The organism is Methylomonas rosea (assembly GCF_024505055.1).
In the GTDB taxonomy this organism is placed as follows: Bacteria; Pseudomonadota; Gammaproteobacteria; order Methylococcales; family Methylomonadaceae; genus Methylomonas; species Methylomonas rosea.
Genome location: NZ_JANIBL010000088.1, coordinates 1 through 14,940 on the forward strand (window position 1 = coordinate 1; position 14,940 = coordinate 14,940).

Consider the following 14,940-nt stretch of genomic DNA (forward strand, 5'->3'; position numbering starts at 1 on the left):
GACCGGTGCGGCGCAAGCCTCGGTGGAGGCCGATCAGCAGGCTGCGCAAGGCGCGGCGACGACTAAAAATGCCATCAATGGTATCAACGAACTGGTGAATGAAATCGACCGCGCCGCTGAAGTCATCAAACGCCTGGATCAGAAAAGTAACGGTGTCGGCGCGGTGTTGGATGTGATCAAAGGCCTGGCCGAGCAAACCAATTTGTTAGCTTTGAACGCCGCCATCGAAGCCGCCAGGGCCGGTGAGCAAGGGCGCGGGTTTGCGGTGGTAGCAGACGAAGTCCGCACCCTAGCGACGCGTTCGCATAAGGCAACCGAGGAAATTCAAAGCATCATCGATCAATTGCAACGCGAAGCCAAAGACGCGGTGACGGTGATGAACAACGCCAAAAACAGCGCCGAGCAGCGCCGCGAACAAGTGCAAAGCGCCGACCAGGGTTTAAGCGCGATTGCCGAACGGGTCACACAGATTCGCCAATTGAACTCGCGGATGTCGCAAGCCGCCGACAATCAAAGCCGTGTTGCACAGCACGTGGGGCAAAGTATCACCAATATCGGCCAACTCACCGAGCGCACGGCTCAGGATGCCGCGCAGACTAATGCCGCCAGTAACGAGTTGGTGAAATTGGCTGCGCAATTGAATGAGTTGGTTAGTCAGTTTAAGCGATAGTCTTGCAAGATCGATTCAAGGTGCCTTGCTGATTGATGCGCGACATTTATCGGTGAGCACATTTCTCGGTCAATTGCCTATGTGTCTCAGCTAGTCTCAGTCCGTGTTGAACGAGTCCAGCGGGGGTTAAGTGTGTCGAGTCTGCTTTTTGCAGACCGAGCATGGATGATCTGGCGACACATTCTTCTTGGTCTGCGAGAAACTCTTGTGCTGCTTGGACTTGCGGATTCATTTGCATGCTGGGATGCGCTTCGTCGGCGCCGAGTATTATGGGAACTGCATCACCTATGACTTCCTTGCGGAGGTGGCGAAGAATTGAGTTCAGCCTGTCAAGGTAAAGTTTGGCGTTTTCGAGGGTTATTGCGTCATTCTCTCCTTGTATCCAAAACAGTCCACGGATCCGCACTGGCTCACCGCTCCCAGCTAATTTGGATATGGCGGATCTTAGATGTTTGACAAAATCGTCATATAAGCCATTTTGATTTGGCCCTAACCAGTCTTCAGCGAGGCTAGTCGATTCTTTGGAATACTTGAAAATTGCCGGGTTGAACCCTTGATCAGCCATCGCTCTGGCAAAGCTGATTTCCGGGCCAAAATGCCCCTTGGGAAACCTTTTCCATTGTGGGCCTAAAAACGTCCACTCTTGGGAAGGTAAGGGCGGTGGTGGACATTCAAAAACTCTGTTCAAACGCAACCGGAAATTACGCCAAGATTTTCCTAACGATGCAATGATTGACGTACTTGATTCGCTTGGGTGTTGAGTTTCCGCTTCAGCTTTTTCCGCTAGTTGGCGTTTGGAAACCGGTTGTATGTAATAAAAATTTATAGACAAGTCTTTAACGAACGAATCACAAGGAAATTTCTCAGCATTGCCCGCGTATCCTTGCATATTGCTCTGACCGACCATAACGAATAAATCAATATCGGCATTGGCGATATTTGGGAAACAACAGAGGATGAAGTAAAGCCTGAGTACGCCGAATCTCAAACTGCTTTTCCTGTTGAGGATTCCCATTCTGCCCTCACCTAAACTAAATTTTACTGCTCGCTGCCCGCCGCGGACTAAAATAACGAAGTAACAGTTTCTGAGACGGGCGCTCAAAATAGTTAAATACCAAGTGTGCGGTCATCATGACAATAGCGGTGTAACAAACCAAACCTTCGCCCGAATTTACAGCAATTGGTATCTTGAATCGAAATCCCCAAATTAAAATCAGCAGTGGAAAATGTGTTAAATAAACCGCGTAAGAAATATCGCCCAGCCAGGTAAGGGGGCGAATTGACAAAATTCGGCCGACGATTCTCCCTCTGGAACACGCTATCACTAGTGTTGGCATCACTAAAGCCACGATCACGAATTGGGCTGGCATCAACGAGTTGACAGGCGTAGAGGAGAGAAAATAAATTAAAAAAACCGCATTGACGAGTGCTGCCAAGTCCCACCGCCCGTTAACTTGGGGTTGGAAATACATGACGATTTTGGCTGCTATAACGCCTACAAAAAAACCAAAACCCACGCGAAGTAGGCCGGTGTCCAGAAATCCGAAGGATAACTGCAAATCTGTCAGCGATGGTTGACTAATGGCAAGCAGAACAACGGATCCAGCGGCTATTACGATAGAGCAAGGCAATAGCAGTCTTGCCGAAAGCATTAAACCGAAAAATAGCAGGTTGACTACCCATTCCACGGAAATCGACCAAGAGGGGCCGTTGAACGAAAAGCCGGATTGCAAACCGACCTGTTGAATCAAAAGCACGTTCAGCAAAAAATGATATGAGTCATTGATTTTGTATACGAATGGCTTGCCGTAAGCTTCCGCGAAAAAGTATTGCTCTATCGCAACCAACAACAGGGTGAGCCATTGCAAAGGGAACAACCTTGCCACGCGCCTTATCACCAGGCCACTGTAGCTGTGGTTATTAGAGTAGACCTGAGTCAACAAAAAACCCGATAGCACGAAAAACAGTTCGACCAGAAAATGAGAGCCGTTATAGACCGGCAACAACACAAGCAAGTCCGGGCCCGCGTTGTAATAATAGTGATAGTGGAATACCGCTACGCTGATTGCAGCCAGTCCACGCAAGGCGTCTAGTCCGGGGATGCGACCCTCTTTCGTGAAACCTAATCTTTCACCAGCCATCTGACCTTTCGTTTGCATATAGGGATTAAAAAATAATCTTTGTTGAGAAACTCTCTGAGGTGCATATGCCTATAACCGGTTGGTTCATGAGGATAGAGCCAACATCTCCCGCGCATGCGCCAAGGTGTTTTCGGTGATGGTGATGCCGCCCAGCATTCTGGCTACTTCGTTGACACGTTCCTCATCGCTCAAGCGGCGAACCGTTGAGGACGTCACCGCCGCTTTCTGATTCTTGGCGACAAACAAATGCTGATGCGCTTGCGACGCGACTTGCGGTAAGTGGGTGACGCACAACACCTGCCGGTTCAAACTCAAGCGCCGCAGCTTTTGGCCGACGATCTCGGCAATGCCGCCGCCGATGCCGGAGTCCACCTCGTCGAAAATCATCGTCGGTGTGGTTTTGTCGGTACTGGTGGTGACTTGGATAGCTAAGCTGATTCGCGACAGCTCGCCACCGGATGCGACTTTTGCCAGCGGCTTGGCCGGCAGGCCGGGGTTGGTGCTGACCAAAAATTCGATACTGTCCACACCGTTGCGCTGCGGTTCGGCATTCTCCAGTGTACGCAGGTTGACGATGAATTCGCCGTGCGGCATGCCTAATTCCTTGATGGCGTTGGAAATGCGCTGTTGCAATTCCGCGCCGGCTTGACGGCGGCTTGCGGACAATTCGCCGGCCAGCTTGCGGTATTGGCTTAATAGCCGCTCGCAATCGGCATTGAGGCTTTCGATACGCTCGCTGCTATGGCTGAGGTTATCCAGCTCTGTAGCAAAGCGCGCGGCCAGTTCCGGCAATTCTTCCGGCTGGATTTTATGCTTGCGGCTTAGCGATTGAATCACACCGATCTGATTTTCCAGCCAAGTCAATTGTTGCGGGTCGGCTTCCTGATTTTCCAGGAAGCGGCGCAATTGTTGGGTGGCTTCGCCGATCTGGATTTCAGCGTCGCTCAATAATTCGGAAACGCCGTTCAACTCGCCAGCATATTGCGCCAGTTCGTTGATGGCATGAATCACATGACCCAGCATGTCGGTGACCGATTGCTGATCGTTGTCGTACAAAATATCCAATTGCTGCTGACCGACGCCGAGGATTTTGCCCAAGTTAGCCAGCTTGTGATGCTCGTCGGCCAAGGCTTGGTAATCGAAATTTTCCAAATCCAGCTGCTGCAATTCGTCTAGTTGGTAGCGCAGCAATTCCTCGCGTTCGGCCTGATCGCTGCCGGCTTTTAATAATTGCTGCAGTTGCTTGTGCGCTTGTTTCCAGCTTTGGTAACAGCTATTCAAGTTATCCAGCAAGGCCTGGTTGCCGGCGAAACCGTCCAGCAGCCGGCGTTGTTCTTCGCTGTCCAGCAAGGTCAGATGTGCATGTTGACCGTGGATTTCTACCAGTTGTCGGCTCAGGCCTTGCAGGGTTTGCAGATTGACCGGGCGGTTGTTGATGTAAGCCTTGGAGCGGCCGTCGTCGCTGATGGTGCGGCGGATCATGCACTGGCCGTCGTCGTCCAGCTCATTCTCGATCAGCCATTGCTTGACCAGCGGTGCTTTGGCTAAATCGAACTCGATATTTACTTCGGCGCGTTTGCTGCCGGGCCGCACATAGCCGGAATCGGCGCGGTCGCCCAAGGCCAGGCCCAAGGCGGTCAGTAGAATCGATTTGCCGGCGCCGGTTTCGCCGGTCAGCACCGACATGCCTGGGTCCAGGTCCAGGTCCAAGGCGTCGACTACGGCGAGGTCGATAATGTTCAGGTTTAACAGCATGGCCTTAGGCGGGGTAGCCGCTCCAGTTAAGTTTGCTTCTTAAAGTATGGAAAAAATCGTGATCTGCGGGATGCAAAATTTTAATCGGTTTGGCCGCTTTTTTAATGACGATTTTGTCGTTGATCCGCACATCCGGAATCTCCATATGATCGCAAGTCACCAGCGCATTGATCTGTTTGGTCTGGCTGAAACGGATCTCGATGACGACGTTGTCGTCGATGACGATAGGGCGATTGGATAAGGTATGCGGGTTTAATGGCACCAACACCAGGGCATTTAGCGCCGGATGCAGAATCGGGCCGCCGGCCGACAAGGAATACGCGGTCGAGCCGGTTGGCGTGGCGACGATCAGGCCGTCCGAACGCTGGGTATTCAGATACACGCCGTCGATGCTGGTGACGATCTCGATCATGCTCGGCGTCACCCAGCGGTGCACCACCACCTCGTTGACGGCGGTTTGCTGATGGATGATTTCGTGGTCGCGGATGATATGGGTGCTGAGCAGTTGGCGCTGCTCGCTCTTGAATTCCCCGGTCAAAATCCTGTCCAGGCGGTTGGACAACTGCTCCGGCGAAATATCCACCAAAAAGCCCAGCCTGCCGAGGTTTACTCCCAATAGCGGTGTTTCGAAATCGGCGGCGGCGCGGGCAGCGGCTAAAAACGTGCCGTCGCCGCCGACCGCAATGATCAAGTCGCACAGTTCCGGCAGGCGCTCGATATAGGCGCCCTTTATGTCGCCATTTTCGAGCAATTCCGCGCTTTCGCTATCTACGACGAGGTCGTGACCACGGGTTTTTAAGTAACGGAAAAGTTCGTTCAGCGTCGCGGCTATACCGGGATCGCCGCACTTGCCGATGATACCGATACGCTGGAAGGGGGTTGGCATGGTTGGGGTGCTTATTTTTAAGTAAGTTCGATTATAGGGGATTGTGTTTTTATTCGGTAGCGTTGTGTGATTTGTGTCGCTGGCGCGACGGCTATTTGTTTTATGTCGGGTCTCGGCCCGACGGCCGAGTAACTTTTCTTTGTTTGGCCAAAGAAAAGTCACCAAAAGAAACGCCACCCGGATGCCGCTTGTTCCCTGCGCTCCGAAGCTTTTACCGAGGGTCGGCAGAAGGGGCTTCCCAGCCCCTCCGCCGACGCAGCGCATCCATGCGCTTCCCCTTCGGGCTATTCTCGATAAAAGCTCCGGTGCTCGGCGCGGCATACGGGGAGCAAATCCTCCCGAATATTACTAATAAATTAGATAAACTTGACTTTCCAAGACCTAAACTCTATTGATTTAAGTTGATTCATATGGGCTAAAAGCGAATGTAATCTATTGTTTGCTGTTTTAACTGCTGTAACAATTTCATAGAAATAACACCAAATATGGTAATCCGGTGAATGAACTTATAGACTTTTCTCATACCTTAATTTTCGCCATGAGAGATGCTTTGACCCCTTTAATTTCCTGGGAAGCGATCAATTCGTTTTGTAACTCTACCTTCACGACATCTTTGGTCGGTGCTCTTGCTGGTGCTTTCGCGGGTGCTGTTGCAGCCCAAAACGTTGCGGATAAGAGTAAACGTCGGGATGAGCTAATAAAAGAGATCAGAAATACTAATACAGCTATCGCACTGACTTTCTCGATTTTCAACTTGATGTTTGCTATCAAGAAGCAATGTGTGGCAGCGCTGAAGATCAATTATGATGAAGAGAAAGACCGTTATCTGAATTACCACGCTAAATTAAATAACGGTCAGCATCAAAACTTGGAGCCGTATGCTCTCAAATTTGATCTCCGAGGCATGTCCGTCACTTCTCCACCTACCAAAGTATTACAGGACATCGTTTTTACTGCGTTATCGTCTATAGGGCGCCCGGTCAATTTAGTAGCAGCCCTCGAAGAAGCGGTAGGGAACTTGAATATCTCTATCACTAAGCGTAACGAACTCATCGCGTTGTTTAGGACTGAGCAATTTCCCGAAGGCGCTGATTTTGAGCATATGTATCTGGGTGTCCCTTATCGAGATGGGCATATTAATCAGGAATATGGTGATATCGTGGCTGCAATTGCGTCCTATACAGACGATGCAATCTTTTTTAGTCGTCTTCTTTGTCAAGACTTACGCGAACACGGACTTAAGATATCATCTAACTTTGAAAGGCTGACGAAGGATAGGTCGCCGCGAATTACGGAAGTGGATTTCAAACTTGATCGTTATGACGAGCTGCTTCCTGCGGAAGAACAATATGCAACATGGTTCACTGCATTTAAGCCAGTGCAAGAGCCAAAACCTAGCCGATGGTGGAAGCGTAAAATTCAGTAAGTCCGATAGAGCGCACCGTTTTATGCCCATGTGGAAGCTGCAAAAAAATAAGGTTTCGTTCAAATTTCGGTGGGATTTTCCCCCGCATGCCGCGCTGAGCACCGGAGTTTTTGAACGGATCAGCCCGTAGGGGCGCCGCAGGGATGCGGCGCGTTGCATGCAGGGGCTGGGAGCCCCTTCAGGCAACCCAGTTTAAAAGCTTCGGAGCGCAGGGAGTAAGCGGCATCCGGGTGGCTTTTCTTTTGGTGACTTTTCTTTGGTCAAACAAAGAAAAGTTACTCGGCTGTCGGGCCGAGACCCGACATAAAAACCAGTCGTCGCGTCAGCGACACGACCGATCAGTCGAGTTTGACGAGGACTTTTGCACCTTGAACGGCGGAAAAGCTGTACAGTTCGTGGCAATAATGCCAAGCTCAGTTTTGCGTCGGCTCAGACTTGGCCGGAGCCGGGTTGTCGCTTCGTTTTGCCGTGAATTCAATAGGCACATGCGCCGAATAACCGCCTTCGGTTTGCATAACGAATGTAATTTCATCGCCGACCATTTTGCCTTGATAACGATGGATAGCCTCTTGTATGGGGCCAGAACCCAGCGATTCCGGGGTTTTGGTAATAAAGCGCAAGCTATCTCCCCTGATCTCGCCTTCCAAGATACCGTTTAGGCTGCCGGTAAATGTCGCGCTGCCGTATAGCTGCGTATCGCTGCCGGCGAAATTGAAACGCTCTTGATAATTGGCGTTGGGCCAGTCATAGCTGACTTGGGCTTGCCATAGTCCGTTGATTGCCGGCCGCTGCTCCGCGCCGCTCAACAGATCCATCAGGTTGCGGGTAGCATTGGTAAATGTCGAAAGGCCGATAACCAGGGTGCTGACAGCGATCAACAATGACAGCACCGGGTTGTTTCTGATCCGGGTATTGATTTTGTCCAGGCGGGTTCTTGAGTCGTTCATGGTTTTAGTATCCGCAGAATTCGGCGTTTCGGTAGAGGGGGGAATACGCTGGCTAGGTTAACGTTAGCTACTACAGAATAAGCGTTTTGGCTGACGTTTTCTAACTGTTAACGATTAAGCCGGTGATGGTTCTACAGTGTTCATCACCAAGGGCTGGACTCCCGCCTGCCCGGGATCTATGTTTTTTATGAGTTGGCTTAATGAGTAGACAGTTTTCGCTGCACGCGCTGCCAGCCAATTACGATGCCGCTTGCGCTAATCAACAGGCCGCCGGCGCTAAACGCTATCAACAAAATATCCCAGATAGGCCGGTTGTTCAGCAATGGTAGCCAATCCCAACTGTGCAGAAAGGCAAACAGCCAACGGCTGAGGCGTCTACCGGCATCGAGTTTGCTGAAGTTGCCGGTGTAGGGATCCAGATGCAGCCAGGTGCTGGCCGGGTCGGCGAATTCCAGGCGCAGGATAGGCAAGCGTTTGTCGATGTGTCCGGTCATAGTGTGCGCGGCGCGGCTGTAGTAGTAAAAATCGTATTCGCTTAACACGCTTTGCCTGGCGACTTTACTTTGACCCATAAGCCGTTCCGCCGCGTTTTGCAGCTCCGGCCAGGCGAATTTCTCGAATACCCGGCCATCAGCCTGCGCCGTCAGGATACGGCTGCGGCCCAGGCCGTCAAAGCCGATGTAATAGCCCTGACTGTTTAGTATGCGCCATTCGATTTCCCGCGCGTGAAAGCCTGCCTCTTGAAAGCGCGCCAAGGCCTCCGGTACGGATAATGAGAAATAGTGCGGCGAAATTTCTCCGCCCATGTAGGCCTGGAGGTTGGGTTTGGCGGCGGTGGAGTCGAATATTTTCCAAGGATTCATGGAAAATAATCCGCTTAATATCCAGGTGAAAGCGATCACACCGAATCCTAAACCCAACAAATGATGCCAACGCATCCAGCCGTTGCGGTATGGGGTTTTCGCACCGTGCTTGTAATAGCCCTTAAACCGCCAACGCATTAGGCCAACCGCGATGCCAAGCAGGCTCAATATAGAACCGGCCAGCGCCGTGTAAATGATGATGTCGGCAGCGTAGTGGTCGAGTGCGCCGCCGCGAAACGGGTACAACCAGTGAATCCAGGCGCCCAGCCAGTTCCAGATGCGTTCGTTGTGATTGGCATCGCGTACCACTTCGCCGGTAGTGTTGGAAATATAAAGCAGCGTGCCTTGTTCGTCGTCCATTTGCACGCGGTGTAGCGGGCGATATTCGTCCAACGCTTTGGAATGCGTCCAGGCATCTTCATTGATACTGTCCAGATAATGGCCGTTGACGGTCGGCAGAAAACTGCCGGCTGATGCCAGCGCCTGGGCCGGCGTGACGCGATCGATACGGTTCCCGGTTTCGGCATCGACGGCGATTTGCTTTTTGCCGTAAGCAAATATATAACGCGGCGCGCCAGCCACGCTGGTCAAGCGCACGCTATCCGGGCTTTTGGCTTGGCCAGTAGCGGCCAGTGCTTGCGCCAGGCTGATATGGCAGCGTTCCGCTGCCATATCAGGCAAACCGCTCAGCTTTTCCTGTGGCGTCAGTTTGGGGTAGCCGATATACATCATCACGACCCCGGATACGAACCACATCGCCATAAACAGGCATAGCACTATACCGAGCCAGCGATGGCTCAGGTATAGATAGCGCTTGAGCCAGAGGAGCATTAAAAGTCTACTTTTAATTCCATCATGAAGGTACGCGGCGCCGCGACAAAGAACAGTGGGGCGTTACCGCCACTGCCCCATTCGACGTATTGTTCGTCGGACAGGTTTTTAACTCGGGCGGTGACCGTGGCTTTTGGGTTAAATTTCCAGGACAGTTGGGTGTCGAATACCGCATAGGCCGGGGCTTTAATCAGATTGGCGGTGTCGACGAAGCGGTCGCCGACGTAGCGTGAACCGAAATTCCATTGCCAATCGGCATCGAAGTCCCAGGTCAACCAGGCGTTGGCCACCCATTTGGCGACATTGGTGGGCCGATTGCCTTTTCTGGACACCGTGCTGGTGCCGACGGTTTGCAGGAATTTGTCGTATTGAGCATCGACGTAGGCCATGTTGCCTTGTACGCTCCATTCATCGGTCAATTGCACGCCGATATTGGCTTCCACGCCGCCGGAGGATTGTGCGCCTATGGGTAACTGCCGATTACGGTCGCCCGGATCGGTCATCGATAGATTTTTGCGTTCGATGTAATAACCCGCTAGCGTCGCCGAGCCTCTGCCGCCCCAAAAATCGAATTTGGTGCCTACTTCCGCCTGCCTGCCGGTGGTGAGATCGAAATCTTGCAGCGCGGCGAAGGTGCCGGTGGTCAAAATGCCGGATGGCGGATCGGCCGCGGTGCTGTATTGCGCATAGACGTTGAACGTGGAGGTGATGTCATACATCAATGCCGCCCGCCAAGTCACAGCAGTCCAGCGGCGGCCGAACGCCGCCGGGTTGGTGGCCGTTGGCGGTACGAACGATGTACGCAGGTTTTTTTGGTCCAAGCGAATATCGTCCACCCGCACGCCGGTGATCAGATTCAGATCGGGCACCAGGGTCAGGCGGTTTTCGGCATAGCCGGCCACGGTATACAGCTCGTTGCGGGCGTTGGAGATTGGCCCGGTGGCTAAAGGGTTGTCGTAGTAGGTGCCGGTGCTGAAATTATATGGATCGACGACACTCACAGTGCCAGACGAGCTTTCCATACTGGGGGCGCGAGTTTGTTTGTTGTAGGCAATATCGACGCCGGCGGATATTTTGGAGGGTAGGCTAAACCAATTGGTGCTGTGCACGATTTCGAAACGGTTACCGACCAAGGCTTGGTCGTGATTCACTGCAAACGACAGGTTGCGGGTGATCCGGGAGTTGGTGCTGTTCCAATCGTAACCTTCAACGTTCAGGTATTGGCGATCCGCTTTGTAATAATAAAAGGTGTTTTTGAATTGGGTGTTATCGGATAGCTGATAATCGACAATATCGCGTAACCAGAACACCTGCTGATCGAATACGGAACCCGTGGCGTTATAGTTTTTAAAGCGGGTGCCAGGGTCTATCTGGCCTTCCATAGGCCCTAAGCCCTCGCTGCCCCAAGGGACGATTCTACCGTTGACGACCGGATTGAGTACCGGCGTACCCCAGTAAGAGTCCCGATCTTCCATTTGGTGCTCGAAGGCGATGGTATGCGACAGTTTGGAGGTGATGTCGCTCAACAAGGAAAACGACATTACGCCGGAATCGGCTTCCGTGTTGTCGATATAACCCTCGGACCCCAAATAGCTGATGTCGGCTTGCAGCCAGTTGTCCGTGTTGCCTAGTTGGCCATTAAAACCGTAGGAAGCCCGGCGGTTTAAGTATTCGCCGAGCGAGACTAATCCATGGTGTTCATCCGGACCGCGATGGGCAATTTTACTGACATAGTTGACCGAGCCGCCTACTGCGCCTTGACCATACAGGAATGTGGATGGCCCTCCCAGGACTTCCACTCTATCCGTGATCCAGCTGTCGATGGGCCGAGCGGCAACCACATCGTATTGCACGGTAATGCCGTTAAATAGCTGGGTGATTTGCGCGCCGGTAAAGCCGCGCATAGATACCGATCCCGCCGAGCCGGGTTGTGAAGACACGAGAATGCCTGGGGCTTTTTCCAAGGCTTCCTGCGTAGTCTGAGCGCCGCGTTTTTCGAAAGTAGCTCTATCAATGATGGTGATCGAAGCCGGTGTCTCGCGGGGCGTCAGGCCCAAGCGGCTGCCGGTGGCGGCTTCGGTATCCAATTGCGGTTTTTGGTTGGGCGGATTTAGCGGCACCGAGCCAGCGACGGTTACGGTGTCCAGCGTAGTGGCTGAGTCGCTGGTTTGTGTTTGGCTGGCCGTTTTAGCGGTTTTATTTTTGCTGCTTGTTTCGCCAGCTTTTAGACCGTCGGTTGGCGATGGCTCAGCGGCGTGAGCAATGCCGTGCAGCGTAAAAAGCAACGCGGCGACGCCGGCCAGTTGGCCGCTATGGGTAACTGGAAAATCCTGTAACTTGGTTTTTTTCATTGTTTATAGTCAGGTATTTAAAAGTAATAAGGCTTTCTGGAGACAGCAAGTAGTGTGCCTATATCGGAAGTGCTGGAACGGCAGGGAGTGCGGTAGCTAGGGTGCTAATTTTTTAATTAAACTATGTTTGCTAAGTGAGGTGGTTTGCGGCATATGGCTTAATTCGCAAGCTTGAAGCTAATTCGGTGAGTGAGTGTGGGGATGAGGCTTGGCCGATATTGGATTTAAAGCCTGTCGGCGGGCAATGCTAAAATGTCGCTCAGGTCGGCGCTGCGGTAAAACGCCAATATCAAAAATTTAGCTAAACAGTGGATTCAAGCATGTCGGGATTTTTTTCCAAACAACATAGCGTCGCTCAGCCCGGCTATAGCCGTTGGTTGGTGCCGCCGGCGGCTCTGTCGGTGCATTTGTGCATCGGCCAAGCCTACGCATTTAGCGTGTTTAACGATCCGTTGACGCGAGTGATAGGCGTCGCTAGTTCCGCGCCGGACGATTGGAAGCTGACTACCTTGGGCTGGATCTTCAGCTTGGCGATTGTGTTTTTGGGTTTGTCGGCGGCATTCGGCGCTAAATGGCTGGAAAAAGTCGGGCCACGCTTGACCATGTTCGTCGCGGCCTGCTGCTTTGGCGGCGGCTTTTTGATCTCCGCGCTGGGCGTGCACCTGCACGAAATCTGGTTGATTTATCTGGGTTACGGGGTCATTGGCGGCATCGGTTTGGGTCTGGGCTATGTGTCGCCGGTATCGACTTTGATCAAATGGTTTCCGGATCGGCGCGGTATGGCGACAGGCATGGCCATCATGGGTTTCGGCGGCGGCGCGATGATAGGCGCGCCCTTATCTGTATTGCTGATGGATCATTTCAAATCGGCCGAATCGGTTGGGGTCGTGCAAACTTTTCTGGTGATGGGCGGGCTATATTTTTGTTCGATGCTGATAGGCGCACTGACCATCCGTATCCCCCCGCCGAATTGGCAACCGGAAGGCTGGACGCCGCCGCTGGTGCAAAACAAAATGATCACAGACAAGCATGTGCATATCGACCAAGCCCTGAAAACCCCGCAATTTTATTTACTGTGGCTGGTGTTGTGCCTGAATGTGACGGCCGGTATCGGTGTGTTGGGGCAAGCCTCAGTGATGATACAAGAGATGTTTAAAGGTTCGGTAACGGCTGCTTCGGCGGCCGGTTTCGTCGGTTTGCTGAGCTTGTTTAACATGGGCGGGCGGTTTTTCTGGTCGTCGGCTTCGGATTATCTAGGTCGTAAAAACACCTACTTTATTTTTTTCGCAGTCGGCGCTGGCTTGTATTCCACGATACCCACCATGGGTATGACCGGCAATATGGCGCTGTTCGTACTCTTGTACGCTTTGATCATGAGCATGTACGGCGGTGGCTTTTCGACGATTCCGGCTTATTTGGCGGATATTTTCGGCACCCGTTTCGTTGGCGGCATACACGGCCGCTTGTTGACGGCCTGGTCCACTGCCGGGGTGTTGGGACCGGTGTTGGTCAATTACATCCGCGAATATCAAATAAGCCAGGGCGTAGCAAAGGCCGATGCCTACAACGTGACCATGTACATCATGGCCGGACTATTGGTGGTGGGCTTTATTGCCAATCTGTCGATCCGGCCGGTACACGAGAAACATCACATGAAACACGGCGATTTCGACGAGCTGGACGGTATTTATCCGGCCGATGAAGCCGATCATTAAGCAAGGCAGGGGCAATTCATGAAGCACTCCGAATCGAGAAAATCTTCCAGTCCTTGGCTGTTGGCGGTATTTTGGCTTTATGTGCTGATTCCGCTCAGTTGGGGCGTGTGGTCTACGTTGAAAAAGGCCTTGGCTTTGTTCGGCTGAGGTTTAATCAGGCTGTTTGGCGATAAATTCGTAGGCACCCACATCAAGCGCTCCTTGTTGCCGGCGTTTTTCGCTGCCGCACGGATGGCGGTAAACAAATTGCGGATCAAGCGGAAACCCGTTGGCGGCGATTCCGGGCCAGATGCCTTGATCGATTGCCGGGGCATCTGACTTTAGGCGGTAATCGTAACTTGCCGGATCGCTTAACACATTGGTCGTAGACTTGAGGTCGTGGTTTTCCTGGTAGGGACCAAGCAGTTCGGTGGCTTCGCCTATCAATAGGTTGTTGATTAACATCGCTGTCGCAATACTGTGATTATTCAAAAACGAGCCGCCAGGGTGGTCGTTGACGAAGGTGTTATTTACTAGATACAGCTCTTGATTCGGCTGGGTTTGATTGTGTTCAGCGGCAAACGCCAGCATCGCCGCATTTTCGGTGTTTGCACCTTGATGAAACAGATTGCCGATCAGATAGCCGGCGCCGCCATCGGGTAAATCCACCAGATAACTGGAGCCGTTACGCTCGTCGGTGACGCGATTGTAAAGAATATAGTTTTCCCTGGCCCGCGATTTGACGTTATGGCCAGTGCTGGCATCGTGGACATAGGAATTTTGCAGGGTAAAACGGCGGATATTGCCGATGTAGATGTTATGGCCCAGTTTGCCGTAGCGCGGATAATCGACGGTATTGTCGTTAAACTCCGAATATTCAATCAGAATCGCGCTGTTTGCATTGAAGCCGGTCAATATGCCCATCTGGTTGTGATGGAAGTGACAATTCTTCAGAGTCAGATTGCTACCTTCGAAGCGGATGCCGGCACCGTTCAGAGCCGGCGCGGCGGCGCCTGAGAGTTCGATATTCTCAACGACGATGTCGTCGCCTTTCAATACCCAGATTGCCTTGTCTTCCGCTGATTTGCCGAGCGCATCCAAATGAGCGCCGCTTTCCAGGCCGCGTATGGTCAGCCGCTGCTGCGGCCAGCTGGCGACATCGCCCTGATATAGTCCGGCATCGATGCTGACTATATCGCCGTCTTTGGCCAGTCTCGCAGCAGCGCTAGGCAGTTTAAGCGCGCGCTGCGGGCCGACTTGCCATTCGGTGCCGTGCGCCGGGAGGGCCAGCAGCACACTAAAAACACCTATCAAACACCCCGAAAAAATCAAGCGATGCATCCCGGCTCCTGGTGTGGACACCTCTAAAGTTGATT

At 52.4% G+C, this 14,940-nt stretch carries 12 protein-coding genes; 4 read left to right on the forward strand and 8 right to left on the reverse strand.

All coding sequences use genetic code 11. The features are described 5' to 3' along the window. Positions 1 to 670: methyl-accepting chemotaxis protein (locus tag NP589_RS20035; protein WP_256608551.1), on the forward strand; the 670-nt coding region annotated here is incomplete at its 5' end. 46 nt (positions 671 to 716) lie between these two features. On the opposite strand, the gene NP589_RS20040 is transcribed toward NP589_RS20035, so the two are convergent. From NP589_RS20040 to NP589_RS20055, 4 genes are all read right to left on the reverse strand, one after another. Beyond that, on the reverse strand, positions 717 to 1,685 hold the full coding sequence (locus NP589_RS20040; protein ID WP_256608552.1) for a sialate O-acetylesterase: 969 nt from the start codon (positions 1,683 to 1,685) through the stop codon (positions 717 to 719). Positions 1,686 to 1,701: 16 nt separating this feature from the next. Next, entirely contained in the window at positions 1,702 to 2,811 is a 1,110-nt protein-coding gene (locus NP589_RS20045; protein ID WP_256608553.1) for an acyltransferase family protein, read from the reverse strand. 84 nt (positions 2,812 to 2,895) lie between these two features. Continuing rightward, entirely contained in the window at positions 2,896 to 4,566 is a 1,671-nt protein-coding gene (gene recN, locus NP589_RS20050) for a DNA repair protein RecN (RefSeq protein WP_256608554.1), read from the reverse strand. Between the two features lie 4 nt (positions 4,567 to 4,570). Then, a complete protein-coding gene (locus tag NP589_RS20055; protein ID WP_256608555.1) occupies positions 4,571 to 5,452 on the reverse strand; it encodes an NAD(+) kinase in 882 nt (293 codons plus the stop codon). A 496-nt stretch (positions 5,453 to 5,948) separates the two neighbouring features. On the opposite strand from NP589_RS20055, the gene NP589_RS20060 reads away from it, so the two are divergent. Further along, positions 5,949 to 6,878, forward strand: a complete 930-nt coding sequence (locus NP589_RS20060) for a hypothetical protein (protein WP_256608556.1) — start codon at positions 5,949 to 5,951, stop codon at positions 6,876 to 6,878. A gap of 413 nt (positions 6,879 to 7,291) precedes the next feature. Here the strand turns inward: NP589_RS20060 and NP589_RS20065 are convergent, their stop codons facing one another. From NP589_RS20065 to NP589_RS20075, 3 genes are all read right to left on the reverse strand, one after another. Then, positions 7,292 to 7,825: a hypothetical protein gene (locus NP589_RS20065; protein WP_256608557.1), complete on the reverse strand. Its 534-nt coding sequence runs from the start codon at positions 7,823 to 7,825 to the stop codon at positions 7,292 to 7,294. Between the two features lie 197 nt (positions 7,826 to 8,022). Next, positions 8,023 to 9,519 carry a PepSY domain-containing protein gene (locus NP589_RS20070; protein ID WP_256608558.1) on the reverse strand — a complete coding sequence of 499 codons (1,497 nt, stop codon included), beginning with the start codon at positions 9,517 to 9,519 and terminating at the stop codon, positions 8,023 to 8,025. Continuing rightward, positions 9,519 to 11,870, reverse strand: coding sequence for a TonB-dependent receptor (locus NP589_RS20075; RefSeq protein ID WP_256608559.1), 2,352 nt, complete (start codon positions 11,868 to 11,870; stop codon positions 9,519 to 9,521). The genes NP589_RS20070 and NP589_RS20075 overlap by 1 nt, the downstream gene beginning before the upstream one ends. Positions 11,871 to 12,190: 320 nt before the next feature. Here NP589_RS20075 and NP589_RS20080 point away from each other — a divergent pair, with 320 nt between their 5' ends. Both NP589_RS20080 and NP589_RS20085 read left to right on the forward strand, forming a co-directional pair. Then, positions 12,191 to 13,585 (forward strand): L-lactate MFS transporter, encoded by a 1,395-nt coding sequence (locus NP589_RS20080; protein WP_256608560.1) that lies wholly within the window; start codon positions 12,191 to 12,193, stop codon positions 13,583 to 13,585. Positions 13,586 to 13,603: 18 nt separating this feature from the next. After that, positions 13,604 to 13,732, forward strand: a complete 129-nt coding sequence (locus NP589_RS20085; RefSeq protein WP_256608561.1) for an MFS transporter small subunit — start codon at positions 13,604 to 13,606, stop codon at positions 13,730 to 13,732. Positions 13,733 to 13,735: 3 nt separating this feature from the next. Here the strand turns inward: NP589_RS20085 and NP589_RS20090 are convergent. Next, positions 13,736 to 14,940 (reverse strand): right-handed parallel beta-helix repeat-containing protein (locus NP589_RS20090; RefSeq protein ID WP_371929699.1); only part of this gene is annotated, 1,205 nt, incomplete at its 5' end.

Coding starts and splice junctions, on each gene's coding strand:
- NP589_RS20040 (WP_256608552.1), bottom strand. CDS start 1,685: ATGGGAATCCTCAACAGGAAAAGCAGTTTGAGATTCGGCGTACTCAGG.
- NP589_RS20045 (WP_256608553.1), bottom strand. CDS start 2,811: ATGGCTGGTGAAAGATTAGGTTTCACGAAAGAGGGTCGCATCCCCGGA.
- recN (WP_256608554.1), bottom strand. CDS start 4,566: ATGCTGTTAAACCTGAACATTATCGACCTCGCCGTAGTCGACGCCTTG.
- NP589_RS20055 (WP_256608555.1), bottom strand. CDS start 5,452: ATGCCAACCCCCTTCCAGCGTATCGGTATCATCGGCAAGTGCGGCGAT.
- NP589_RS20065 (WP_256608557.1), bottom strand. CDS start 7,825: ATGAACGACTCAAGAACCCGCCTGGACAAAATCAATACCCGGATCAGA.
- NP589_RS20070 (WP_256608558.1), bottom strand. CDS start 9,519: ATGCTCCTCTGGCTCAAGCGCTATCTATACCTGAGCCATCGCTGGCTC.
- NP589_RS20075 (WP_256608559.1), bottom strand. CDS start 11,870: ATGAAAAAAACCAAGTTACAGGATTTTCCAGTTACCCATAGCGGCCAA.
- NP589_RS20080 (WP_256608560.1), top strand. CDS start 12,191: ATGTCGGGATTTTTTTCCAAACAACATAGCGTCGCTCAGCCCGGCTAT.
- NP589_RS20085 (WP_256608561.1), top strand. CDS start 13,604: ATGAAGCACTCCGAATCGAGAAAATCTTCCAGTCCTTGGCTGTTGGCG.